Genomic DNA, 24300 nt, shown 5'->3' on the forward strand with positions numbered 1-24300 from the left:
TGGTCCGGTTATGACGTTCGACGCACTGACATCCTGCGCCTGCCGGGACCGTTCCGATGGCTGCTAGCTCACTTGCCAACCGGCTGTTCCTGTCGGCGACGGCGTGGCTGGTGGTGATCCTGGCCATCACCGGCGTCGTGCTGTCCTCGGTTTACAAGAATGCGAGCGAGCGCGCCTTCGACCGCCGGCTCAACCTCTATCTGCGCACCCTCATCGCCGAGGTCGCGACCCCCGACGAGCCGCCGGACCGCCAGTTCCAGTCGCTCGGCGAACCCCTGTTCGAGCTGCCGCTGTCCGGCTGGTACTGGCAGATCACGCGCACCGACACCGAGAAGCCGGAGGTGCGCTCCTCGCGCTCGCTATGGGACAAGAAGCTGCCAAAGCTGGAGGATCAGGGCGCCGAGCTCACCGCCGCCGGCATTCGCCTGGCTTACGTCGACGGGCCCGAGGGACAGAATCTGCGCATGGTGGAGCGGCCGGTCGATCTCGGTGCCGACGGCAAATTCCTGGTCAGCGTCGCCGGCGATGATACCGAGATCTTCGACGAGACCCGCAGCTTCGACTATTATCTCGGCGGCACCTTCACCGCGCTCGGCATCGTGCTGCTGCTGACCACGGTGTTCCAGGTCCGCTTCGGCCTCGCGCCGCTCAAGCGCATCTCGGAATCGATCGCCGACATCCGCTCCGGGCGGGCGGAACGGCTCGAAGGCGAATTCCCGGTCGAGATCGCGCCCTTGGCGCGCGAGACCAACGCGCTGATCGAAGCCAATCGCGAGATCGTCGAGCGCGCGCGCACCCATGTCGGAAATCTCGCCCACGCGATCAAGACGCCGCTCTCGGTCATCGTCAACGAGGCCAGCGCCCACGCCGCCGAGCCGTTCGCGGCCAAGGTGATGGAGCAGGCCGACGTGATGCGCGACCAGGTCGCCCATCATCTGGAGCGCGCCCGCATTGCAGCGCGGGTCTCGGTGGTCGCGACCGTGACGGAGGTTGCGCCTGCGATCGAGGCGTTGCGGCGGACCATGGAGAAGATCCACCGCGACCGCGGCATCATGGTCGAGGCCAAGGCCGATCCCTCGGCAAAATTTCGCGGCGAGCGGCAGGATCTGGAGGAGATGGTCGGCAATCTCGTCGACAATGCCTGCAAATGGGCCGCCTCCCGGGTCTTCATCGAGGTCCTGGTGGAGACGGCGCGTCAGGCAGGCACCGGCCCCCGGCTGCGGATTCTCGTCGACGACGATGGCCGCGGCCTGTCGGAGGCCGAGCGGGCCCAGGTCTCCCGGCGCGGCCAGCGGCTGGACGAGTCCAAGCCCGGCTCGGGACTTGGCCTGTCCATCGTCACCGACCTTGCCGCCCTCTATGGCGGCAGCCTCTCTCTCAGTGCCGCCCCGATCGGAGGCCTGCGCGCCGAGCTGTTGCTCCCAGGAATATAATCCCTTGTTTCCACGGGCGTTTTCGGTTTGAGGAAGGCCGGTCCGCAGAGCGGATCGGGGCATTCGCGCCAACGTCCTCAACCGCTTCTTAAGGCGCAGTCTCCTATGATCGCGCCCGGACGCATCCCACGTCCGCCATTTTACCGTGCATTACCGGGCGCATGAGCCAGACATCAATCGAGCGGCTGAGGGAATATCTCGCGCAGCTCCCGCCGCAGTCGCAGGCGCTGCTGATGCGGGAGTTCGAGCGCGCGCTCGAGCGCGGCCAGGACACGGCGGTGGCGACCCTCGTGCTCGAGCAGCTGCGCAAGATCGTGCGCAAGAGCGAAGCCGACGAAGTCCCGCCGGCGCGAACCGACGATTTGTCGCGGCTGCTGTTCCAGGCGCTGGAACCGTTTCTGGTCGAGGCGGGCGTGCCGATCCGGGTCGGGCAGATCCGCCGCTCCTCGCTGCATCCGATCTGGCAATGGCTCGGCCGCGACGGTGCGCCGGACAAGGTCAATGAATTCGAGGCGGCGCTGGCGCGCATGCCGGCGGATGCAGGAGGGCAGGTCGAGGCGCTCGCGCACCAGCTCCAGGCTGTGGCTGCCGAGGCCATCCTCGAGCTGACGGGGCCGGGCGGCGGCGACAAATCGCGCGCGCTCGCGCGGGTCGGCCCTCCCAATGTGATCGAGGACCTCTATTCGATCGGAGCGGTGCTCCAGGTCCGGGAGGCCATCGCCTCGTTGAACGAGAAGCTGCCGCGCTTTCTGCGCGCCTTCGGCGAGCCCCAGATCGCTTCGGTGACGGCGGCGCTCAACATTCCCGTGCTCCAGACGCCGCAGATGCTGCCTTTCGCCCTGTCGATGGTGGCGCAGCGGATGGCCGCGCCCTGGCAGATCATCCGCCTCGCCATCAAGATGGCCGCCTCCGACGACGAGATCCGCGTCGCGGCGACGCCTTATGGTGTCGCGGTCACGATAGCTCTGCACGATCTGTCCTGCGTTGCTGCGATCCTGCGCATGGACATCAAGCGCGGCTATTTCGACAATGTCGCCGACAACCTCAAGGCGCTGCATGACGGCGTGCGCGGGCTGCGCACCGAGCTCGATCTGCGCAACGATTCGGCCTGGGGCAAGCAGCTGACCTCGATCCGGGCCGACATCTCCAATGCGCTGCAATCGGAGATCGATAGCGTTCCGGGCCGGGTCCGCCGCATCCTGCGCCAGCGGCCCGAGAAGGACATCCCGCCGGGGGCGCGGATCGACAGCACCGAGGTCGAGGAAACCGCGGCGCTGATCGATTTCGTCGCGACCTGCCGCAACTATGCCAGCGAGCTTGCAATCAACGAGGTGACGCTGCGCACCTATTCCGACCTCCAGCAATATGTCGAGCGCTCGACCGAGCAGCTGGTGCAATCGCTGCGCGCCGCCGATCACAAGGTCCGTACCTACCGGCAACAGCAGGTGCAGGCCGCGATTCGCTTCTGCCAGGTGCTGTTCGGCGACGATTACGCCTCGCTGATGAGCCGCGCCGCGGAGAACGCAGCCACTGGCGAGCGCAAATCGTCGCGCGCAAGCTGATCCAAGCGCATATTTGTGTGATCACAATTTGTGGTTGACGCTGCCGGTGGCGAGCCCTACGGTCGCGATGCAAGTCTTGGAAATTTCTATCTGTGGGCGCATGAAACCCTTTATCAGCTCCATCGAGATTGAGAACCGCGTCATTGTTGCCAAATATCAACGGCTGATGGTCGGCGCGAAGGTGGTGCTGGTCGAGAAGGCAAGCGGGCGGCAGTTGTCTGAGACGGTCACCAGGGTTGCATCGCCCGTTCCCGTCGGGGCGTTGCGCATCAGATTGCCCGACGCCATCGAGCCTGGAACATACTTCCTGAGGGCCTTCAACGGCCACGGCGAGAACGCCGCGCAAAGCGCCGACTTCGAGATCGGCTAAGTCGTTGGATTTTCACCGTTTCGGGACTATGTGCGGTCGCGCCGAATTGACAATTGTCAATTGCCGCATCGTCCGGCCGTGGTGTAAAGCCAGCTATGGGCGCGGGTGGCGCGCTGCCGGAAGCTTGCCTGATGACGCTATGGTTCGTGTTCGCGCTGATGACGGTCGCGGCGATTTTCGCCGTGCTCCTGCCGCTCGGCCGCAGCGGACGCGCGCAGGATCAGAATAGCCAAGCCCAGGGCAGCGAGGTCGCGGTTTACAAGGACCAGTTGGCCGAGATCGAGCGCGATCTCGCTGCAGGGTTGGTCGCTGCGCCCGAAGCCGAAGCCGCGCGCGTCGAGATCAGCCGCCGGCTGCTCGCTGCGGCCGCCAGCGAGCCCGCATTGGAGCCGAAACCGAACCTCAAATGGCGCCGCGCGGCGGCGGTGCTGGCGCTGGTCGGCCTGCCGCTGGTTGCGATCGGCGTCTACATGCCGCTCGGCTCGCCCCTGCTGCGCGACTTTCCGCTCGCGCAGCGGGAGCGCGGGGCGGGCACCGGCATGGCTCAGTCGCTCGAGAACCTCGTCTTGCAGGTCGAGCAACATCTGGAAAAGAATCCAACGGACGGGCGCGGCTGGAACGTGCTCGCACCGGTGCTGGAACGTCTCGGCCGTTTCGACGATGCGGTCCGCGCCTATCGCAACTCGCTCGCCTACAACGGCGAGAGTGCGGAGCGGCGGTCGGATCTCGGCGAAGCGATCGCGGCGGCCGCGAGCGGCGTTGTAACCGCCGAGGCGAAGAGCGAGTTCGAACGCGCGCATGCGCTCAACGCCGACGATCCCAAGGCGAACTATTTCCTCGGCCTTGCCGCCGAGCAGGACGGCCGCAAGGACGATGCCGCCAACATCTGGCGCGCACTGCTGGCGAAGGCGCCGGCCGATGCGCCGTGGCGTCCGCTGGTGCAGTCCTCGCTGGCGCGGGTCGGCGGCGGGGGCACGATGCCCGCGCTGTCGGACGAGACGATTGCCGCGTCAAAGGACATCAACGAGGGTGATCGCAACGCGATGATCCGCGGCATGGTCGAGCGTCTCGCCACGCGCCTCAAGCAGAACGGCGACGACGTCGAGGGTTGGCTGCGCCTGGTGCGGGCCTATCTCGTGATGGGTGACCGCGACAAGGCGAAGGGCGCCTCGACCGACGCCCGCCAGGCCGTCGCCAATGACGCCGAGCGGCTGCGCCAGCTCAACGAGGGCCTCAAGACGCTCGGGCTCGACGGATGACGATATTGGGACGGAGAACGGACACGCCATGACCCGCAAGCAGCGACGCATGACCATTATCGGCGGCTCGCTCGCCGTGCTCGCGCTCGCGGCCGCGCTGGTGCTCAATGCACTGCGCGACTCCATTGTGTTCTTCTCGACCCCGACCGTGGTCGCCGAGAAGCACGTCGCACCGGGCAAGCGGTTTCGCCTCGGCGGCCTGGTGCAGCCCGGCTCGCTTCAGCGCGGCGACAATCTTGCGGTGACCTTCGAGGTCGCCGACGGCAATGCCAAGCTGCCCGTCGCCTACAAGGGCATCCTCCCCGACTTGTTCCGCGAAGGGCAGGGCGTCGTCGCCGAAGGCGCGCTCGATGGCAACGGCGTGTTCAAGGCCGACACCGTGCTCGCCAAGCATGACGAGACCTACATGCCCAAGGACGTCGCCGATGCCCTGAAGAAGCAGGGCCACTGGAAGGATGATTATGGCGCCAAGCCTTCTGAAAACGTCAAGGCCTCCGGTAGCGGCAAGCCTGCGGCGACGACGGCGCAGGGCAACCCGCAAGGAGCGGTGCGGTGATCGCGGAATCAGGACATTACGCGCTGGTGCTGGCGCTTGGCCTCGCGCTGATCCAGTCCATCGTGCCGCTGATCGGCGCGCGCCTGCGCGATGCCGCGCTGATGAACGTAGCGCGCTCCACCGCGCTGGCGCAGCTGCTGTTCGTTGGCGCATCGTTCATTGCGTTGGTGACGTTGCATGTGAACTCGGATTTCTCCGTCGCGAATGTCTACGAGAATTCTCACTCCATGAAGCCGCTGATCTACAAGATCACCGGCGTGTGGGGAAACCATGAAGGCTCGATGCTGCTGTGGGTCTCGATCCTGGCGCTGTTCGGCGGTCTCGTCGCGGCCTTCGGCAACAATCTGCCGCTGTCGCTGCGTGCGCATGTGCTGGCGGTGCAGGCCTGGATCGCCAGCGCCTTCTATCTCTTCATCCTGATGACCTCGAACCCGTTCCTGCGCATCGTCAATCCGCCGATCGAGGGGCGCGATCTCAACCCGGTGCTCCAGGACGTCGGTCTCGCCGTGCATCCGCCGATGCTCTATCTCGGCTATGTCGGCTTCTCGATCTCGTTCTCCTTCGCCATCGCGGCGCTGATGGAGGGACGGATCGACGCGGCCTGGGCACGCTGGGTGCGGCCGTGGACGCTGGTCGCCTGGATCTTCCTGACGCTCGGCATCGCGATGGGCTCCTACTGGGCCTATTACGAGCTCGGCTGGGGCGGCTGGTGGTTCTGGGATCCGGTCGAGAACGCCTCGCTGATGCCGTGGCTCGCCGGCACTGCGCTGCTGCATTCGGCGCTGGTGATGGAGAAGCGCAACGCGCTGAAGGTCTGGACCATCCTGCTTTCGATCCTGACCTTCTCGCTGTCGTTGCTCGGCACCTTCCTGGTGCGCTCGGGCGTCATCACTTCGGTGCACGCGTTCGCGACCGATCCGACCCGCGGCGTGTTCATCCTGCTGATCCTCTGCATGTTCATCGGCGGCAGCCTGTCGCTGTTCGCCGGCCGGGCGACCTCGCTGAAGCAGGGCGGCCTGTTCGCGCCGATCTCGCGCGAAGGCGCGCTGGTGCTGAACAATCTGCTGCTCACCGTGGCCTGCGCGGTCGTGCTGTTCGGCACGCTCTATCCGCTGGCGATGGAAGTGCTGGCCGATTTCAAGATGTCGGTCGGCGCGCCCTTCTACAATCTCACCTTCGTCCCGCTGTTCGCGCTGCTGCTGCTCGCAGTGCCGTGCGGCCCGATGCTGGCGTGGAAGCGTGGCGACCTGCTCGGCGTGACGCAGCGCCTGCTCGCGGCCGGTGTAGCCGGCCTGGTCGCGGTGGCCATCGCCTGGGGCTGGGCGAGCGGCGGTGCGACGCTGGCGCCGCTCGCGATCGGGCTCGGCATCTTCGTCATCGCCGGCGCCGTCACCGACATCGTCGAGCGCACGGGCCTCGTGCGGTTGCCGTTCGCGACGGCCATCCACCGTGCCCGCGGGCTGCCGCGCTCGGCCTGGGGCACGGCCTTCGCGCATGCCGGCCTCGGTGTCGCGCTGATCGGCATCGTCTGCGAGACCACCTGGAACAGCGAATATATCGCGACCATGAAGCAGAACGACGTCGCCCACGTCGCCGGCTACGACCTCAAGCTCGACGGCCTGTTTTCGCGGCAGGGTCCGAACTACCACGAGATGATCGCCGAGTTCAACGTCAGCCGTGATGGTGAGGCGATCAGCGTGATGACGCCGTCGAAGCGCAGCTTTACCACGCGCGGCTCCTCGACGACCGAGGCGGCGCTGCTGACCCGCGGCGCGAGCCAGCTGTACGTCTCGCTCGGGGACGCCACCGCCGACGGCGCGATCGCGGTCCGCATCTATCACAAGCCGCTGGTGCTGCTGATCTGGTGGGGACCGGTGCTGATGGCGTTCGGCGGCGTGCTGTCGCTGTCCGACCGCCGCTTGCGGGTTGGCGTGCCGAAACCGGCGCGGGCCAGGCAGCGCCTCCAGCCCGCGGAGTGATCTTGATGCGCCGGATGATGGCTGCGTTCGTTGCCTTGATGCTGCTGGCTGGGCCGGCGGCGCACGCCGTGCAGCCCGACGAGATCATGTCGGACCCCGCGAAGGAGACCCGCGCGCGCGACTTGTCGCGCGAGCTGCGCTGCATGGTCTGCCAGAACCAGTCGATCGACGATTCCGACGCGCCGCTCGCGCGCGACCTGCGCCTGCTGGTGCGCGAGCGCATCGCGGCCGGTGACAGCAATTCGCAGGTGCTCGATTTCCTGGTGGCGCGCTACGGCGAATTCGTGCTGCTCAAGCCGCGCTTCGAGCGGCACACCATGCTGCTCTGGCTGCTCGCGCCGCTGCTGCTGATCGGCGGCGGCCTGGCGCTATGGCTGCAAATCCGCCGGCGCGCGAAAAGCGGTGCGGATCTACCAGCTCCGCCGCTCACGCCTGAGGAAGAAGCGCGTCTCGCGGCGTTGATGTCGGACGACGCGAAACCGTCCTGACCAGCGTTCGGGCGAGCTGAAAACGGTGAAAAAGCGCGCTGTCGGCCGATCCGGGAACTTCGGTTAAGTTCCTAAAGAACCACGACTTTTGGCCTGCGTTAAACTGCCGCATCGGCAGCGCGCCTCCATTACAAAAGTTTAACCCGGCCGCCAGCGCGCGGTAAGGCGGAAGTCCCCATCTTCAGATCCGTAAAGGTGCCCATATCCGGCACCAGATGGATTTCAAGGCCCTGGAGATATCTGCATGACCGACCGTATCGACCTCTCGAACCTCCCGTCCTACCGGCAGCCGCGCCGGTCGGTGTTTTCCGCGCGCAAGATTGCGCTGATGGCCTCGGTCGCCGCCGGGCTCGGCGCTGCCGTTTACGGCTTCAGCCCGTCGGTGTCGCCGGCCGACCTGTTCTCCAGCCCGGCCCATGCGCAGGTCAACAACGAGGTTCGCAAGGTCGAGCGTCCGGTCGGTTTCGCCGACATCGTCGAGCGCGTGAAGCCGTCGGTGATTTCCGTGAAGGTCAACATCAAGGAGAAAACTGCGAGCAACGATGATGGCGACGACGCACAGTCGCCGTTCCAGCCGGGCTCGCCGATGGAGCGCTTCTTCCGCCGCTTCGGCGGTCCGGATGGCTTCCCGGGCCTGAAAGGCGGCCGCGGCCGCGTCGTGCAGGGCCAAGGCTCCGGTTTCTTCATCTCGGCTGATGGCTATGCCGTGACCAACAACCACGTCGTCGATGGCGCCGACAAGGTCGAGGTCACCACCGATGAGGGCAAGACCTATACCGCCAAGGTGATCGGCACCGACCAGCGCACCGACCTCGCCTTGATCAAGGTCGAGGGCGGCACCAACTTCCCGTTCGCCAAGCTTGCCGACGGCAAGCCGCGGATCGGCGACTGGGTGCTCGCGGTCGGCAATCCCTTCGGCCTCGGCGGCACCGTGACCGCCGGCATCGTCTCGGCCAGCGGCCGTGACATCGGCAACGGTCCGTATGACGATTTCATCCAGATCGACGCGCCCGTGAACAAGGGCAATTCCGGCGGTCCGGCCTTCAACACCGAGGGCGAGGTGATGGGCGTCAACACAGCGATCTATTCGCCCTCCGGCGGCAGCGTCGGCATCGCCTTCTCGATTCCCGCCAACACCGTGAAGAGCGTGGTGGCCCAGCTCAAGGACAAGGGCTCGGTCAGCCGCGGCTGGATCGGTGTGCAGATCCAGCCGGTGACGTCGGACATCGCCGACAGCCTCGGCATGAAGAAGGCCGAAGGCGCGCTGGTGGCCGAGCCGCAGGCGAACGGTCCGGCGGCGAAGGCCGGGATCGAATCCGGCGACGTCATCACGGCGGTCAACGGCGAGTCCGTCAAGGACGCCCGTGAGCTCGCCCGCACCATCGGCGGCATGGCGCCCGGTGCGACCGTGAAGCTCAACGTGCTGCACAAGGGGCAGGACAAGGTCATCAGCCTCACCCTCGGCCAGCTGCCGAACACGGTCGAGGCCAAGGCGGACACCGACAACGATAGCGGCAAGGGCGCCACCAAAGGCACCGACGTGCCCAAGCTCGGCATGACCGTTGCGCCTGCCAATTCCGTGGCTGGCGCCGGCAAGGAAGGTGTCGTCGTCACCGAAGTCGACCCGAAGAGCGCCGCGGCCGAACGCGGCTTCAAGGAAGGCGACGTGATCCTCGAGGTCGGCGGCAAGAGCGTGGCCACTGCCGGCGAAGTCCGCGACGCCATCAACGCGGCGCGGACCGACAACAAGAACAGCGTCCTGATGCGCGTGAAGAGCGGCGGCCAGTCGCGCTTCGTCGCAGTGCCCATCGCCAAGGGCTGAGGGCCAGGAGGCCTACGAGATGAGGGGTGTCGCCGGCATCAGTCGCCCCCGCCGCCGACGCTCCTCGGGGGAGCAGCGCAACGATTGCTTCCCCAGCCTACCTTCCGGTGGAATTACGCCCCCCTCCGTCGGAAGGCCTAGGGCGGTGAAGTCCCCCCAGCTTCACCGCCCGCCCTTTGCCCACCCAAGTCTCTTTCGCTTGGCTTGCATGCGATTGCCGCTCGCGCCATGTTCATAGAAGGTTGACCCCCTTGACCGCCGCTGAACGCACGATGCGCCTCCTCATCATCGAAGACGACCGCGAATCCGCCGACTACCTCGTGAAGGCGTTTCGCGAAGTCGGTCACATTGCCGATCACGCCGCCGACGGCGAGGAAGGCCTCGCCATGGCCGAGAACGGCGATTACGACGTGCTGGTGGTCGACCGCATGCTGCCCAAGCGCGACGGCCTGTCGCTGATCGGCGCGCTGCGCGACAAGGGCAACACCACGCCGGTGCTGATTCTGTCCGCGCTCGGACAGGTCGACGACCGCATCAAGGGCCTGCGCGCCGGCGGCGACGATTATCTGCCAAAACCGTATTCCTTCGCCGAGCTGCTCGCCCGGGTCGAGGTGCTGTCGCGCCGCCGCGGAGGACCTGCCGAGGACACGCTTTATCGCGTCGGCGATCTCGAGCTCGACCGGCTCTCCCACCGCGTCGCCCGCGGCAAGGACGAGCTGACGCTCCAGCCGCGCGAATTCCGCCTGCTCGAATACCTCATGAAGCATGCCGGCCAGGTGGTGACGCGCACCATGCTGCTGGAGAACGTCTGGGACTATCATTTCGATCCGCAGACCAACGTGATCGACGTGCACATCTCGCGGCTGCGCTCCAAGATCGACAAGGGTTTTGAACGGCCGCTGCTGCACACGATCCGCGGCGCCGGATACATGATCCGTGACGGCATTCGGTAAACTCGTCCGCACCACGGCGTTTCGGCTGACGCTGGTCTATCTGCTGCTGTTCGCGATGTTCGCGGCCTCGCTGCTCGGCTATTTCGCCTGGAATACGCGGCGGCTGATCACCGAGGAGATCACGCAGACGGTCAATGCCGAGACCTCGGAGATCGAGGAGATCTACGGCCGTCGCGGCATGTTCGTCCTCGTGCGCACGATCGAATACCGGGCGCTGCGGCCGGGCGCCAACCTCTATCTCGTGACCACGCCGACCGGGCAGGCGATCGCCGGCAATGTCGGCTCGCTGGCGCCGGGCGTGATGGCGACGCGCGGCTGGTCCGAGACCGCCTACCGCCGCATCGAGGATGCCGACGACCGCGACCACCGCGCGCTGGTGCGCGTCACCGAACTCGAAAACGGCTTCCGGCTCCTGATCGGCCGCGATCTCGCCGAGCGGCGACGGCTGTTCGGCATCGTCGCCAAGGCGGCGCAATGGTCGGTCCTGATCGTGGTGGTGCTGGGCCTTGGCGGCGGCATTTTCGTCGCGCGCCGCGTGCTCACCCGCATCGACGCCATGACCGGCACGGCCCAGCGCATCATGACCGGCGATCTCAGCGGACGTCTGCCGGTCGGGCGCAGCGGCGACGAGCTCGATCGCCTCGCCGAGAACCTCAACGCCATGCTGGAGCGGATCGAGGCGCTGATGGCGGGGCTGAAGGAAGTCTCCGACAACATCGCCCACGACCTCAAGACGCCGCTGACGCGCATGCGCAACCGCGCCGAGGAGGCGCTGGCGAAATCGGGCTGCGAGGCCGATTACCGCGCCGCGCTGGAACGGACCATCGAGGAATCCGACGGGCTGATCCGCACCTTCAACGCGCTGCTGATGATCGCGCGCGCCGAGTCCGGCCAGGCGCGCGGCAACATGGATGACTTCGACGCGGCCGAAGTCGCGGCCGGCATCCACGAGCTCTACGAGCCGCTCGCCGAGGACGACGGCATGACCTTGAAGGTGAAGGCCGAGCCGACGCCGATTCATGCCAACCGCGAACTGATCAGCCAGGCGCTCGCCAATCTGGTCGAGAACGCGATCAAATACGGCAAGCCGGCCGTGCAGGCGGCGGGAACCGTGGTCAGCATGGACGCAAGGCAGATCACGATTGAGGCGAAACGCGAGGGCGACCAGGTGCTGCTCGGCGTCACCGATCGCGGCCCCGGTATTCCCGAAGCCGACCGCAAGCATGTCGTCGAGCGATTCGTGCGGCTCGAAGCCAGCCGCACGCTGCCGGGCTCAGGCCTGGGCCTTAGCCTGGCTGCCGCGGTTGCGACACTTCATGGCGGCGAATTGCGGCTGGGCGATGCCAATCCCGGCCTCGTCGCCACGCTGGTGCTGCCGACGCGCACGGGCGCGGGCGACAGGGTTGCTCCTCCGCTGCCGGATATGCCACAGAAGGTGGCATGAACCACTCCGCGCCGGGAAACGCGGACAAGACTGGTGTGAGCCTCGCGACCCGCTTCGCGGAGGCTCCCCATATTGCCGCTTCCGCAACCGACGAACGACGTCTTGAGAGCTGGCTGGCGGAACTTGAGCCGGCACAATCGGCTCGTATCGAGGGCTTGCTGAGCCATCCCTTCGCGCGGGATATCCTGGCCGGCATTGCGGAATTCTCGCCCTATCTGCTCGATCTGGTGCGCGCCGATGCGCCGCGCCTGATCCGCCTGCTCGAATGCGATCCGGATGCGCATCTTCCTGCGCTGATCGCGGAGGCGAGGAGCGCGGTACTCGCCGCCGGCGACGAAGCCGAGGTGATGCGTCTGCTCCGCCGCATGAAGGCGGAGGCGGCTCTGCTGACCGCGCTGTGCGACATCGGCGGGGTCTGGCCGGTGATGCGGGTGACGGCGGCGCTGACCGACGTCGCGGTCTCCTCGGTGCAGGCGGCGCTCCAGTATCTGCTGCGGCAGGAAGCCGCACGTGGCAAGCTCTCACCGCCCAATCCGGAAGCCCCTGAAGAGGGCTGCGGCCTGATCGTGCTCGCGATGGGCAAGATGGGGGCGGGCGAGCTGAACTATTCCAGCGACATCGATCTCATCGTCTTCTTCGATCCCGAAGCCACGACGCTCGCGCCGGATATCGAGCCGCAGCCGTTCTTCGTTCGCCTGACGCAAGGCATGGCGCGCCTCCTCCAGCAGCGCACCTATGACGGCTACGTCTTCCGCGTCGATCTGCGCCTGCGCCCGGATCCGTCCTCGACCCAGGTGGCGATCTCGCGCGAGGCCGCGCTGAATTACTACGAGCGGGAAGGGCGCACCTGGGAGCGCGCCGCGATGATCAAGGCGCGCGCCTGCGCCGGCGATCCCAAGGCGGGCGAGGCGCTGCTCGCCGAGATCGCGCCGTTCGTCTGGCGCAAGCATCTCGACTTCGCCGCGCTTGCCGATGTGCACGACATGAAGCGGCAGATGCAGACCTATCGCGGCCAGAGCGAGATCGCGGTCGAGGGGCACAACGTCAAGGTCGGGCGGGGCGGCATCCGCGAGATCGAGTTCTTCGCACAGACCCAGCAGCTGATCGCGGGCGGCCGCCATCCTGAATTGCGGGCCCGGCCGACGCTCGCCGCACTCGACATTCTCGCCTCCAGCAACTGGATCACGTCCGCCGCGCGTGACGAACTGAGTACGGCGTATCAATTCCTGCGACGGGTCGAGCACCGTCTCCAGATGATCGCCGACGAGCAGACCCATGCGCTGCCGGAGGACAAGGAGTCGGTCGAGCGCTTCGCGCGCTTCTTCGGCTATCCGGATCGCGAAGCCTTTGCGCGCGACCTGCTGCGCCAGCTCGAGATCGTGCAGGGACACTACGAGAAACTGTTCGAGGGCGACGATCCGACCGGCACGGCAAAGCTGCCGGCGCTCGATTACAGCGCCGGTCCCGAGGATCCGCGCCTGCTGCAATATCTGACCTCGCTGGGCTTCAAGAAGCCTGCCGCGGTTGCGCAGACCGTGCGCGACTGGATCACCGGCGATTATCGCGTGTTCCGCAATGATCAGACGCGAGGCGCCTTCGTCGAGTTCGTGCCGGCCCTGATCGATGGTCTCGCCCATGCCGAAGAGCCGGATCGCGCCGTCGTGGCGTTCGACCATTTTCTCCAGGCGCTTCAGCGCGGCGGCCGGCTGATCACGCTGCTCGGACAGAACCGCGATCTCGTCGCGCTGGTGGCCCTGGTGCTGGGCGCGGCGCCGCGGCTCGGCGAAATGCTGGCGCGGCAGCCGCAGCTCATGGACGGGCTGATCGATCCGCGCTTCTTCGGCGCAATGCCGGACAAGCAGGAATTGTCGGGACGGCTCGCGGCGACCGTGCAGGACGCCGGCTCATACGAGGAGTTCCTCGATCGCCTGCGCTTGTTCGGGCAAGAGAGTCTGTTCCTGATCGGCACGCGTATCCTGTCCGGCACCGTGTCGGCGCAGCAGGCGAGCACGGCCTTTGCCGACGTCGCCGAAGGCATCGTCCACACCGTGCACGGTCTCGTCGCCGATCGTTTCGCCGCCCAGCACGGCCGCATCAAGGACCAGGAGACCGCGATCATCGCGATGGGCCGGCTCGGCAGCCGCGAGATGACGGCCTCGTCCGATCTCGACCTGATCCTGCTCTACGATTTCGACAGCGACGAGCCGGACTCGGACGGGCCGAAATCGCTCCAGGGTGCGCATTATTTCGCCCGCTTCACCCAGCGCCTGATCAGCGCCTTCACGACCCGCACCAATTACGGCGTGCTCTACGAGATCGACATGCGGCTGCGCCCCTCCGGGCGTGCCGGCCCCGTAGCCTCGAGCCTCGTCTCGTTCGCCGACTACCAGGTCAACGAGGCCTGGACCTGGGAGCACATGGCGCTGACGCGCGCGCGCGTGGTGTCGGCGTCGAGCGAATTCCGCCAGCGCATCGAGCGCGTGATCCGCGATGTCCTGACCCGCCGCCGCGATCCCGTCACCACCGCCAACGACGTTGCCGACATGCGGCATGCCATCGCGCAGGAGAAGGGCGAGAGCGACCATTGGGATCTCAAATATGCCGCCGGCGGCATGGTCGATATCGACTTCATCGCGCAATATCTCCAGCTCGTGCACGCTCACGACAAGCCGGGGATCCTCGACGTCAGCACCCTGCAGGTGCTGGAAAATGCATGCAGGCTCGGCGTGCTTTCGCAATCGGAGACCGAGATCCTGCGTGCCGCGGCGCGGCTTTATCACGATCTGACGCAGATCCTGCGGCTCTGCGTCAGCGACCGCTTCAAGCCTGAGACCGCCGGCACCGATCTTCAGCGCGTCATGACACGCGCCGGCGATGCGCCGGATTTCTCTGCGCTTGAGGCCCGCGTGAAGGAGACGCAGAGCGAGGTGCGGCGCGTGTTCAGGACGCTGCTGGGAGGGACGTCGTCTGCTTCAGCACGGTGATGGCCTCGCGCACGTTCGGCTCGAGCCCCACGCCGCCGGCATCGAGATGGGCGAAGATCGCGCGCTTCATCCGGGGATCCCAGAACTTCCTGATGTGCTCGGCAATCCCTGGCACGGCCTTGTCGTGGCCCTGGCTCTGGAAGAACTTGCCGATCTGGTTGGCCATGTAGATCAGGCGGTCAGGCGACATCGGCAACCTCCGTGGCATGGCAGGCAACGATCCGGCCGCCATGCGAGAACACTTCGAACCCGTCCTGGCGGGCAATGGCGATCAGCGTGATGCCGGCGGCCTCCGCGGTGCGCACCGCGAGCGCGGTGGGCGCGGAGACCGCGACCATCACCGGCGCGCCGATCGCGGCGGTCTTCTGCACCATCTCGACCGAGACGCGGCTGGTGAGCAGCACCATGCCGCAACCCGCGTCGGTGCGGCTGCGCGCGAGCGCGCCGGCGAGCTTGTCGAGCGCGTTGTGGCGGCCGACATCCTCGCGCAGCGCGACGATGTTGCCGGTCGTAGACCAAAATGCGGCGGCATGGACCGCGCGGGTTTGCAGATTGATCGATTGCAGCGGCGCGATGGCCTGCATCGCCGCCATGATCTGATCCGGCGTGAAGGTCTGCCCCTGCGGCACCACGCCGGCAGGCCGCACCGCTTCGGCAATGGACTCGATGCCGCAGATGCCGCAGCCGGTGGCACCCGCGATGTGGCGGCGGCGCTCGCTGATGCGTGCGGCGTCGTCCGAGGCCAGCCACATGCGCAGCTCGATGCCGTCGTCGAGGCGAACCACATCGAGCGACTTGATGTCGTCGACCGATTTGATGATGCCTTCGTCCAGGCTGAAGCCGACGGCGAAATCCTCGAGGTTCTGCGGCGTGCCCATCATGACGGCATAGGTGCCGCCATTATAGGTCAGCGCCAGCGGCGTCTCCTCCGGGATCAGCCGCGCACCCTCGGTCGCGACCGCGCCGCGCCAGATCTCGCGATCGATGGCCTGCACCGGCACGTGCATCCGGTTACTCCGCGGCCTCGGCCGGCGCGATGCGGCGGGAATGCCGCGCCTGCGCGTCATAGGCCTTCTGCCAGTCGGACGGGCCGTTCGACGGCGAGACTTGCACCGCCGTCACCTTGTATTCGGGGCAGTTGGTCGCCCAGTCCGAATAGTCCGTGGTGATGACGTTGGCCTGCGTGTCCGGGTGATGGAAGGTGGTGTAGACGACGCCGGGCGCGACGCGGTCGGTGATCTCCGCGCGCAGCGTGGTTTCGCCGGCGCGGCTCTTCAGCCGCACCCAGTCGCCGTCGCGGACGCCGCGTTGCTCGGCGTCGTGCGGATGGATCTCGAGCCGGTCCTCGGCATGCCAGACCACGTTCTCGGTGCGCCTCGTCTGCGCGCCGACATTGTACTGGCTGAGAATGCGGCCGGTGGTCAGCAGCAGCGGATAGCGCGGGCCGGTGCGCTCGTCGGTCGCGACATATTCAGTGACGACGAACTTGCCCTTGCCGCGGACGAAGCCGTCGATATGCATCACAGGCGTGCCCGCGGGCGCCTTCTCGTTGCAGGGCCATTGCACCGAGCCGAGCTCGTCCAGCTTGGCGTAGGAGACGCCGGCAAAGGTCGGTGTCAGCGCCGCGATCTCGTCCATGATCTCCGAGGGGTGGCTGTAGTTCATCTCGAAGCCCATCGCCTTGGCAAGGCCGATGGTGACCTCCCAGTCGGCCATGCCGTTCTTCGGCGTCACCACCTTGCGCACGCGCTGGATGCGGCGCTCGGCATTGGTGAAGGTGCCGTCCTTCTCCAGGAAGCTCGAGCCGGGCAGGAAGACGTGGGCGTAGTTCGCGGTCTCGTTCAGGAACAGGTCGTGGACGATAACGCATTCCATCGCCGACAGCGCCGCCACCACGTGGCTGGTGTTGGGATCGGACTGCAGGATGTCCTCGCCCTGCACATAGATGCCCATGAAGGTGCCTTCGACCGCGGCATCGAACATGTTGGGGATGCGCAGGCCCGGCTCTGGGTTGAGCTTGACGTTCCACAGCGCTTCGAACTGGTCGCGCACGGCATCGCCCGAGATGTGGCGGTAGCCAGGCAGCTCGTGCGGGAACGAGCCCATGTCGCAGGAGCCTTGCACGTTGTTCTGGCCGCGCAGCGGGTTCACGCCGACCCCGGGACGGCCGATATTGCCGGTCGCCATGGCGAGGTTGGCGATCGCGATCACGGTGGTCGAGCCTTGGCTGTGCTCGGTGACGCCGAGGCCGTAATAGATCGCGCCGTTGCCGCCGGTGGCGTAGATGCGGGCTGCCTCGCGCAGCAGCTTGGGATCGACGCCTGTCAGGATGGCCGTGGCTTCCGGGCTGTTGTTCGGCTGCGCGACAAAGGCGGCCCATTCCTCGAACTCGGCCCAGTCACAACGCTCGCGCACGAAGGCTTCGTTGACGAGGCCTTCGGTGACGATGACATGCGCCAGCGCGGTCATCACCGCAACGTTGGTGCCGGGCATCAGGGGCAGGTGCAGCGCCCTCACATGCGGCGATTCCACCATCTCGGTGCGGCGCGGATCGATCACGATCAGTTTTGCGCCCTGGCGCAGCCGCTTCTTCAGGCGCGAGGCGAACACGGGGTGAGCGGAGGCCGGGTTGGCGCCGATCACGACGACGACATCGGTGTCCTCGACCGAGTCGAAATCCTGCGTGCCGGCCGAGGTGCCGAAAGTGGTGGCAAGGCCGTAGCCGGTCGGGGAGTGGCAGACGCGGGCGCAGGTGTCGACATTGTTGTTGCCGAAGCCGGCGCGGATCAGCTTCTGCACCAGATAGGTCTCTTCATTGGTGCAGCGGGACGAAGTGATGCCGCCGATGGCGTCGCGGCCATACTTCTTCTGGATGCCGCGCATCTTCGACGCGGCGAACGAGAACGCCTCGTCCCAGGACACTTCCTTCCAGGGATCCTCGATCCGCTCGCGGATCATCGGCTTGAGGATGCGTTCCTTGTGGTTGGTGTAGCCCCAGGCGAAGCGGCCCTTGACGCAGGAATGGCCGCGATTGGCCTTGCCGTCCTTGTACGGCACCATGCGCACGACTTCCTCGCCGCGCATCTCGGCCTTGAAGGCGCAGCCGACGCCGCAATAGGCGCAGGTGGTGACGACCGAATGTTCGGGCTGGCCGATCTCGATGACGGATTTTTCCGTCAGCGTCGCGGTCGGGCAGGCCTGCACGCAGGCGCCGCAGGAGACGCATTCGGAGCCGAGGAAACTCTCGCTCATGCCGGGCGAGACGCGGCTGTCGAAGCCGCGGCCGGAGATGGTCAGCGCGAAGGTGCCTTGCACCTCCTCGCAGGCGCGGACGCAGCGCGAGCAGACGATGCACTTGGAGGGATCATAGGTGAAGTACGGGTTTGACTCGTCCTTCGGCATCCAGTGCTCGTTGCTGCAGCCGTTCGTCTTGGCGAAGACGTGGTTCTCCCCCTCATAGCCGTAGCGTACGTCGCGCAGGCCGACGGCGCCGGCCATGTCCTGCAATTCGCAATCGCCATTGGCGCCGCAGGTGAGGCAGTCGAGCGGATGGTCGGAGATGTAGAGCTCCATCACGCCCTTGCGCAGCTTCTTCAGCCGCTCGGTCTGGGTGTGAACCACGAGACCGTTCATGACCGGCGTGGTGCAGGAGGCCGGCGTGCCGGCACGGCCTTCGATCTCGACGAGGCAGAGCCGGCAGGAGCCGAAGGCGTCGACCATGTCGGTGGCGCAGAGCTTCGGGATCTGATGGCCGGCGTCCATCGCGGCCCGCATGATCGAGGTGCCCTCGGGCACCTTCACCTGGTTGCCGTCGATGGTCAGCGTGACCATCGTTTCCGATTTGGAGCGCGGCGTGCCGTAGTCGATTTCCTCGATCAGAGACATTGTCGTTCTCCTATTCCGCGGCCTGAAGCGTGGTTGGCGCCGGGACAAAATCCTCCCGGAAGTGCTTCAATGCGCTGAGCACGGGGTAGGGCGTGAAGCCGCCGAGTGCGCAGAGCGAGCCGAATTTCATGGTGTTGCAAAGGTCCTCGACGAGCGCGAGATTTTCATGGACGCGCTCGCCGTTGATGATCTTCTCGATGGTCTCGACGCCGCGGGTCGAGCCGATCCGGCACGGGGTGCACTTGCCACAGGATTCGACGGCGCAGAACTCCATCGCGAAACGCGCCTGCCTGCGCATGTCGACGCTGTCGTCGAACACGACGACGCCGCCATGGCCGATCAGGCCGTCGCGCGCCGCGAACGCCTCGTAGTCGAACGGCGTGTCGAACAGGGCGCGCGGAAAATAGGCGCCGAGCGGGCCACCGACCTGCACCGCGCGGACCGGGCGGCCGGTTGCGGTGCCGCCACCGATGTCGTCGACGAGATCGCCGAGCGTCACGCCGAACGCGGTCTCGAACAGCCCGCCGTAGCGGATATTGCCGGCGAGCTGGATCGGCATCGTGCCGCGCGAGCGGCCCATGCCGAAATCGGCATGGGCCTTGGCGCCTTCGGCGAGGATGAAGGGGATCGCCGCGAACGACAGCACGTTGTTGATGACGGTCGGCTTGCCGAACAGGCCGTGATGCGCCGGCAGCGGCGGTTTTGCGCGCACGATGCCCCGACGGCCTTCCAGGCTCTCCAGCAGCGAGGTCTCCTCGCCGCAGACATAGGCGCCGGCGCCGACGCGGACTTCGAGATTGAAGCTGTAGGCGGAGCCGCCGATCTTGTCGCCGAGATAGCCGCCCCGCTTCGCGGCGTTGATCGCCGCGTTCATCGCCTCGACGGCGTGCGGATATTCGCTGCGGATGTAGATGTAGCCCTTGGCCGCGCCGACCGTGATGCCGGCGATGGTCATGCCTTCGATCACCAGGAAGGGATCGCCTTCCATGATCATGCGGTCGGCGAAGGTGCCGCTGTCGCCTTCGTCGGCGTTGCAGACGATGAACTTGCGATCGGCCTTCGTCTGCGCAACCGTCTTCCACTTGATGCCGGTCGGAAAGCCCGCGCCGCCGCGGCCGCGCAGGCCGGATGCGGTGACTTCGTTCAGGATCTCATCCGGGCCGAGCGAGAGTGCGCGCTCAAAACCCTTGTAGCCGCCCTGGGTGCGGTAGTCGTCGAGCGAGCGCGGATCGATCACGCCGCAGCGCGCGAAGGTGAGGCGGGTCTGGCGCTTCAGCCAGGGGATCTCGTCGGTCGCGCCGAGCCGCAACAGATGCGGCGTGTTGCTGGCGAGCGCATCGAGCAGGGAAGGCACGTCGGTCTCGGTCACGGGGCCGAAGGCGATGCGGCCCTGCGGTGTCGCGACCTCGACCAGCGGCTCCAGCCAATACATGCCGCGCGAGCCGGTCCTGACGATCTCGACGGCAATGCCGCGCTTGGCGGCAGCGTGTGCCAGCGCCAGCGCGACCTCGTCGGCGCCGACGGCGACCGCACCTGCATCGCGCGAGACGAAGAGACGCATGCTCATCGCTGTGCCTCCGCGACCAGGGCATCGAGGCGCTTCTCGTCGAGCCGGCCAATGACGCGGCCGTCGAGCATGGCGGACGGCGCGGTCGCGCACAGGCCGAGGCAGTAGATCGGCTCCAGCGTGACGCGCTCATCGGCGGTGGTGTTGCCAATCGAGATGCCAAGCTTCGTTTCGGCGCGCGCGGCCAGCGCATCACCGCCCGCAGCTTGGCAAGCTTCGGCGCGGCACAGCTTCAGCACATGGCGGCCGGCCGGCTTGCGGCGGAAATCATGATAGAAGGTGAAAACGCCGTGCACCTCGGCGCGCGACAGATTGAGCGCCTGCGCGACCATGGGAATCGCCGCCTCCGGCACGTAGCCGAAGGCCTCCTGAAGCGCATGCAGGACGACGAGCGTTGCGCCCTCCTGCTTCGCATGTTCGGCGATGATCTCGGCGCCGCGCGTCTCGTCCCAAAGCTCGTGAAGCGTTGTCATTCTTCGTTCTCAACCGGAGCGTTTCTCCCTCGCAAACTATTTGGAATCATTCGAAGATCAATAAAGCTGTCTCATGCTGCGATTGCGAATTCTGATCGATTTGCAACCGCAATTGATCGATACGAAATGGTAATGAAGGTTGTATCGGCTGCCGGTTTTTGCGTGTCGGTGCAGGCCCGACATGCTAGCTTGCATGCGACGACAGAATTCGAGGGGACGTCCGGTTGATCGACAAGCTTGAACTGCTGCTGGCGCTGGCGAAGGAACGGCACTTTGGTCGCGCGGCAGAAGCCTGCGGCGTGACCCAGCCGACGATGTCGACCGGGCTGAAGCAGCTCGAGGAGATCCTCGGCGTGATGCTGGTCCAGCGCGGCTCGCGCTTCCAGGGGTTCACGCCCGAAGGCGAGCGAGCGCTGGATTGGGCGCGGCGGATCGTGGGCGATGCCCGCGCTATGCGCGACGAGATCAACGGGCTCAAGCACCAGCTCTCCGGCGAGATCCGCATCGCGGCGATCCCGACCGTGCTCGGCATGGTCGCTGCGCTGACGACGCCGTTCCGCGCGCGGCATCCCGAGGTGCGCTTCCGCATCCAGTCCACGACCTCGTCGGAGGTGCTGGGCCTGCTCGAAAATCTTGAGGTCGATGCGGGGCTGACCTATATCGAGAACGAGCCGATCGGCAAGGTGCGCACCATCCCGCTCTACAACGAGAGTTACCGCCTGCTCACCGCGCCCGATGCCATGTTCGGCGACCGCGAGACGGTGACCTGGACCGAGGTCGGGCAGGTGCCGCTGTGCCTGCTCACGCCCGACATGCAGAACCGCCGCATCATCGACCGCGCGCTGCGCTCGGTCGGCGCGGAGGCGACGCCGACCTTGACCTCGAACTCCCTGCTGGTGCTGTTCACGCATGTGAAGACGGGGCGCTGGGCCAGCGTGATGCCGGCCAAGCTCGCCGAGACTCTTGGCTTATCGGATACGGTGCGCTCGATCCCGATCGTCGATCCCGAGGTCAATTACAGCATCGGCATGGTGATCCCGCAGCGCGATCCCATGACGCCGCTGATCGCCGCGCTGGTCAATGTCGCGCGCGAGGTCGCGCCCTCGCTGCAGCTGTAATTCTACGCCGCCGCTGATATCCCGGTCGCCGCCCTGATGGCGTCGCGCGGCAGGGTGACGCGGACCACGGTGCCGACCCCGATCTTCGAGCGCAGCCGCATCGAGCCGCCGTGAAGCTGCGCCAGCGAGCGGGCGATGGCAAGGCCAAGGCCCGAGCCGTGATAGGTCTTGGTGAGCTGGCTCTCGACCTGCTCGAACGGGCGGCCAAGCCGCGCCAGCGAATGCGCAGCGATGCCGATGCCGGTGTCGGCGATCATCAGCACGACCTTGTCGTCGAGCTGGCGGCTGCGCACCACGACGCGGCCGCCGTCGGGCGTGAACTTCACCGCGTTGGACAAGAGATTGACGATGATCTGCTTGGTGGCGCGGCGGTCGGCCACGACCGAGATGGATTTCGCGATGTCGGCATCCAGCGTCAGGTGCTTGTCCTGGGCCCGGCCGGTGACGACGCGTAAGGATTCCGCCAGCGTCTGCGACAGGTCGAGCTCTTCCATGTCGAGCTTCATGCGCCCGGCCTCGATCTTGGACATGTCGAGGATGTCGTTGATGACCTCGAGCAGGTAGTGGCCGCTGGTCAGGATGTCCTGGCAGTATTCCTGGTACTTCTCGCTGCCGAGCTCGCCGAACATGCCTGAGCCCATGATCTCAGAGAAGCCGATGATGGCGTTGAGCGGCGTGCGCAGCTCGTGGCTCATATTGGCGAGGAATTTCGACTTGGTCTGGTTGGCTTCCTCGGCACGGGTCTTCTCGCGCTGATATTTCTCGGCAAGGTCCGCGAGCTCCACGGCCTGGCGCTCCAGCGCGGCCTGCGAGCGCTTGAGGTCGATGACGGTGGCGCGCAGGCGCAGATCGTTGTCGACCAGCTTCTGCTCGTGCTCCTTGATGCGGGTGATGTCGGTGCCGACCGAAACGTAGCCGCCGTCCTTGGTACGGCGCTCGCTGATGTGCAGCCAGCTGCCGTCGTCGAGCTGCGCCTCGAAGGTGCGGGCGCCCGGACCTTGCGCACCGGTCTCGTTGTGGCGGGTGCGAACCTCCGGCATGCGGCCGACCTCGAGCACGGTCTCGTAGGAGGTGCCGGGGATGACGGCGCTGTCGGGCAGCTTGTGCAGGCGCTGGAAGTGCGAGTTGCAGAGCACGAGGCGGTCGCCGGCGTCCCACAGCACGAAGGCTTCCGGGATAGTCTCGATCGCGTCGCGCAGGCGCAGATCGGCTTCCACCGTCTTCTCGGCAAGGCTCTTCTGCTCGGTGATGTCGACCGCGATGCCGATCAGGTGCACGCTGGAATCGGTCGCCCCGCGCGTCTTCTCGCAGCGGACGCGGAGCCAGATCCAGTGGCCGTCGACATGCTGCATGCGGAAGGTCTGGTCGATGTGGTCGATCTTCTCGGAGATGAGCTGGTCGGCGATCTCGAACAGGTCGATGTCGTCGGACTTCACCAGCGCGTTGACCTCGCCGAAGGTGAGGAGCTCGTTGCGGCCGTCGAGGCCGAGCATCGAGAACATCGACTGCGACCAGAAGATCCGGCCGCGCGACAGGTCCCAGTCCCACAGGCCGCAGCGGCCGCGGTTGAGCGCGGTGTCGATGCGGCCGCGCACGGCGTCGTTGATGAGGTCGCCTTCGCGTGCGCGGGTGGACTGCCAATGGAAGGCGAAGCCGAGGATCAGGACGACGAAGCCGGTGGTGGCCGACAGCGTCACCGAGAGCGCGGCGTCCGAGCCCCAGATCGGCTCGTTGCGCTCCTGGATCACGGTGACGAAGCCGGGCATCGACTTGATCTGCCGCGAGGTCGCCATTGCGGCGTTGCCGCCCGGCAGCGTCATGTCGGAGATGTTGCCGTCGCGCGGCGGCGCCGCGAGCAGCTGCGCCGTAGTGATGGCATCGAGCAGGCGGTCATTGCCGGAAGGGTCGCTGTCGATCGGAATGCGGGCGAGGATGCGGCGGTCGATGCCCGCCGAGGTGACGATGACGTGGCGGCCCGCGGCCATGCCCCAGGACGGGATGAGGTCGGGCAGCAGCGTCGGCAGGCGCTCGATGTTCTTCTGCCGCTCCACCCGCGACGAGGCGAGGCGGTCGATGCGTTCGGCGAGCAGGTCGGCGAGCGCGGAGATGTCGTGCCGGATCGCCAGCCGCTTCTGGCGCGTCTGGTCGACGACCTGCACGAACGCGCCGAGGCAGATGGTGATCAGGAAAGCGATGATGAGCGTCGGCACGGCGCGGCGCAACGCCGGCTCCGCGATCAGGAGTCGGTGGTAGGCAGGTTTCGCGATCGATTGCGCCAATCCCTTGATCGAATCGGATTGGACGCACGCGTTCGCGGCGTCTGCACGCGACATGCCTTCGGCCCCCTGAAAACGAGTTTCGAAAGCAGCCCCACGTCGCTTTCGAATCACACCGATTTGAATCCAGT

General features: G+C 66.5%; 18 protein-coding genes. 12 read left to right on the top strand and 6 right to left on the bottom strand.

Going from position 1 to position 24300, the window contains the following annotated elements; all coding sequences use genetic code 11:
• The first annotated feature begins 56 nt into the window (after window positions 1–56).
• From AC5V87_RS13770 to AC5V87_RS13820, 11 genes are all read left to right on the top strand, one after another.
• Window positions 57–1433 (top strand): ATP-binding protein, encoded by a 1377-nt coding sequence (locus tag AC5V87_RS13770; RefSeq protein ID WP_456839577.1) that lies wholly within the window; start codon window positions 57–59, stop codon window positions 1431–1433.
• A 161-nt stretch (window positions 1434–1594) separates the two neighbouring features.
• A complete protein-coding gene (locus AC5V87_RS13775; RefSeq protein ID WP_495371288.1) occupies window positions 1595–2995 on the top strand; it encodes a hypothetical protein in 1401 nt (466 codons plus the stop codon).
• 100 nt (window positions 2996–3095) lie between these two features.
• Window positions 3096–3365: a hypothetical protein gene (locus AC5V87_RS13780; RefSeq protein WP_456839575.1), complete on the top strand. Its 270-nt coding sequence runs from the start codon at window positions 3096–3098 to the stop codon at window positions 3363–3365.
• Window positions 3366–3496: 131 nt separating this feature from the next.
• Entirely contained in the window at window positions 3497–4624 is a 1128-nt protein-coding gene (gene ccmI / locus AC5V87_RS13785) for a c-type cytochrome biogenesis protein CcmI (RefSeq protein WP_495371289.1), read from the top strand.
• Window positions 4625–4652: 28 nt separating this feature from the next.
• Window positions 4653–5180 (top strand): cytochrome c maturation protein CcmE, encoded by a 528-nt coding sequence (gene ccmE, locus AC5V87_RS13790; RefSeq protein ID WP_495371290.1) that lies wholly within the window; start codon window positions 4653–4655, stop codon window positions 5178–5180.
• Window positions 5177–7159, top strand: a complete 1983-nt coding sequence (locus AC5V87_RS13795; RefSeq protein ID WP_495371291.1) for a heme lyase CcmF/NrfE family subunit — start codon at window positions 5177–5179, stop codon at window positions 7157–7159. The genes ccmE and AC5V87_RS13795 overlap by 4 nt, the downstream gene beginning before the upstream one ends.
• Before the next feature lie 5 nt (window positions 7160–7164).
• Window positions 7165–7647, top strand: coding sequence for a cytochrome c-type biogenesis protein (locus tag AC5V87_RS13800; protein WP_495371292.1), 483 nt, complete (start codon window positions 7165–7167; stop codon window positions 7645–7647).
• 244 nt (window positions 7648–7891) lie between these two features.
• Window positions 7892–9469, top strand: a complete 1578-nt coding sequence (locus AC5V87_RS13805) for a Do family serine endopeptidase (protein WP_495371293.1) — start codon at window positions 7892–7894, stop codon at window positions 9467–9469.
• A 272-nt stretch (window positions 9470–9741) separates the two neighbouring features.
• Complete coding sequence (locus tag AC5V87_RS13810) at window positions 9742–10422, top strand: response regulator transcription factor (protein ID WP_247275851.1); 681 nt, start codon at window positions 9742–9744, stop codon at window positions 10420–10422.
• Window positions 10406–11866 carry a sensor histidine kinase gene (locus tag AC5V87_RS13815; protein WP_456839569.1) on the top strand — a complete coding sequence of 487 codons (1461 nt, stop codon included), beginning with the start codon at window positions 10406–10408 and terminating at the stop codon, window positions 11864–11866. Before AC5V87_RS13810 ends, AC5V87_RS13815 begins: the two co-directional genes overlap by 17 nt.
• Window positions 11863–14850 (top strand): bifunctional [glutamine synthetase] adenylyltransferase/[glutamine synthetase]-adenylyl-L-tyrosine phosphorylase, encoded by a 2988-nt coding sequence (locus tag AC5V87_RS13820; protein WP_495371294.1) that lies wholly within the window; start codon window positions 11863–11865, stop codon window positions 14848–14850. Before AC5V87_RS13815 ends, AC5V87_RS13820 begins: the two co-directional genes overlap by 4 nt.
• Here the strand turns inward: AC5V87_RS13820 and AC5V87_RS13825 are convergent.
• The 5 genes from AC5V87_RS13825 to AC5V87_RS13845 are packed head-to-tail and all read right to left on the bottom strand — an operon-like array spanning window position 14807 to window position 20775.
• On the bottom strand, window positions 14807–15040 hold the full coding sequence (locus AC5V87_RS13825) for a formate dehydrogenase subunit delta (RefSeq protein WP_495371295.1): 234 nt from the start codon (window positions 15038–15040) through the stop codon (window positions 14807–14809). The genes AC5V87_RS13820 and AC5V87_RS13825 overlap by 44 nt on opposite strands.
• Window positions 15030–15857: a formate dehydrogenase accessory sulfurtransferase FdhD gene (fdhD, locus tag AC5V87_RS13830; RefSeq protein ID WP_495371296.1), complete on the bottom strand. Its 828-nt coding sequence runs from the start codon at window positions 15855–15857 to the stop codon at window positions 15030–15032. The genes AC5V87_RS13825 and fdhD overlap by 11 nt, the downstream gene beginning before the upstream one ends.
• A gap of 4 nt (window positions 15858–15861) precedes the next feature.
• Complete coding sequence (gene fdhF, locus AC5V87_RS13835; protein ID WP_495371297.1) at window positions 15862–18735, bottom strand: formate dehydrogenase subunit alpha; 2874 nt, start codon at window positions 18733–18735, stop codon at window positions 15862–15864.
• A gap of 10 nt (window positions 18736–18745) precedes the next feature.
• The gene (locus AC5V87_RS13840; RefSeq protein ID WP_495371298.1) at window positions 18746–20302 is read right to left on the bottom strand and encodes a formate dehydrogenase beta subunit; all 1557 of its coding nucleotides are present in this window, start codon (window positions 20300–20302) and stop codon (window positions 18746–18748) included.
• Complete coding sequence (locus AC5V87_RS13845; protein WP_495371299.1) at window positions 20299–20775, bottom strand: formate dehydrogenase subunit gamma; 477 nt, start codon at window positions 20773–20775, stop codon at window positions 20299–20301. Before AC5V87_RS13845 ends, AC5V87_RS13840 begins: the two co-directional genes overlap by 4 nt.
• 224 nt (window positions 20776–20999) lie before the next feature.
• On the opposite strand from AC5V87_RS13845, the gene AC5V87_RS13850 reads away from it, so the two are divergent.
• Window positions 21000–21893 carry a LysR family transcriptional regulator gene (locus AC5V87_RS13850; RefSeq protein WP_211401157.1) on the top strand — a complete coding sequence of 298 codons (894 nt, stop codon included), beginning with the start codon at window positions 21000–21002 and terminating at the stop codon, window positions 21891–21893.
• A gap of 2 nt (window positions 21894–21895) precedes the next feature.
• Here AC5V87_RS13850 and AC5V87_RS13855 read toward each other — a convergent pair whose 3' ends face one another.
• A complete protein-coding gene (locus AC5V87_RS13855) occupies window positions 21896–24226 on the bottom strand; it encodes a PAS domain-containing sensor histidine kinase (RefSeq protein WP_495371300.1) in 2331 nt (776 codons plus the stop codon).
• Between the last annotated feature and the right edge of the window lie 74 nt (window positions 24227–24300).

This window comes from Bradyrhizobium sp. SOJA106, assembly GCF_059448745.1.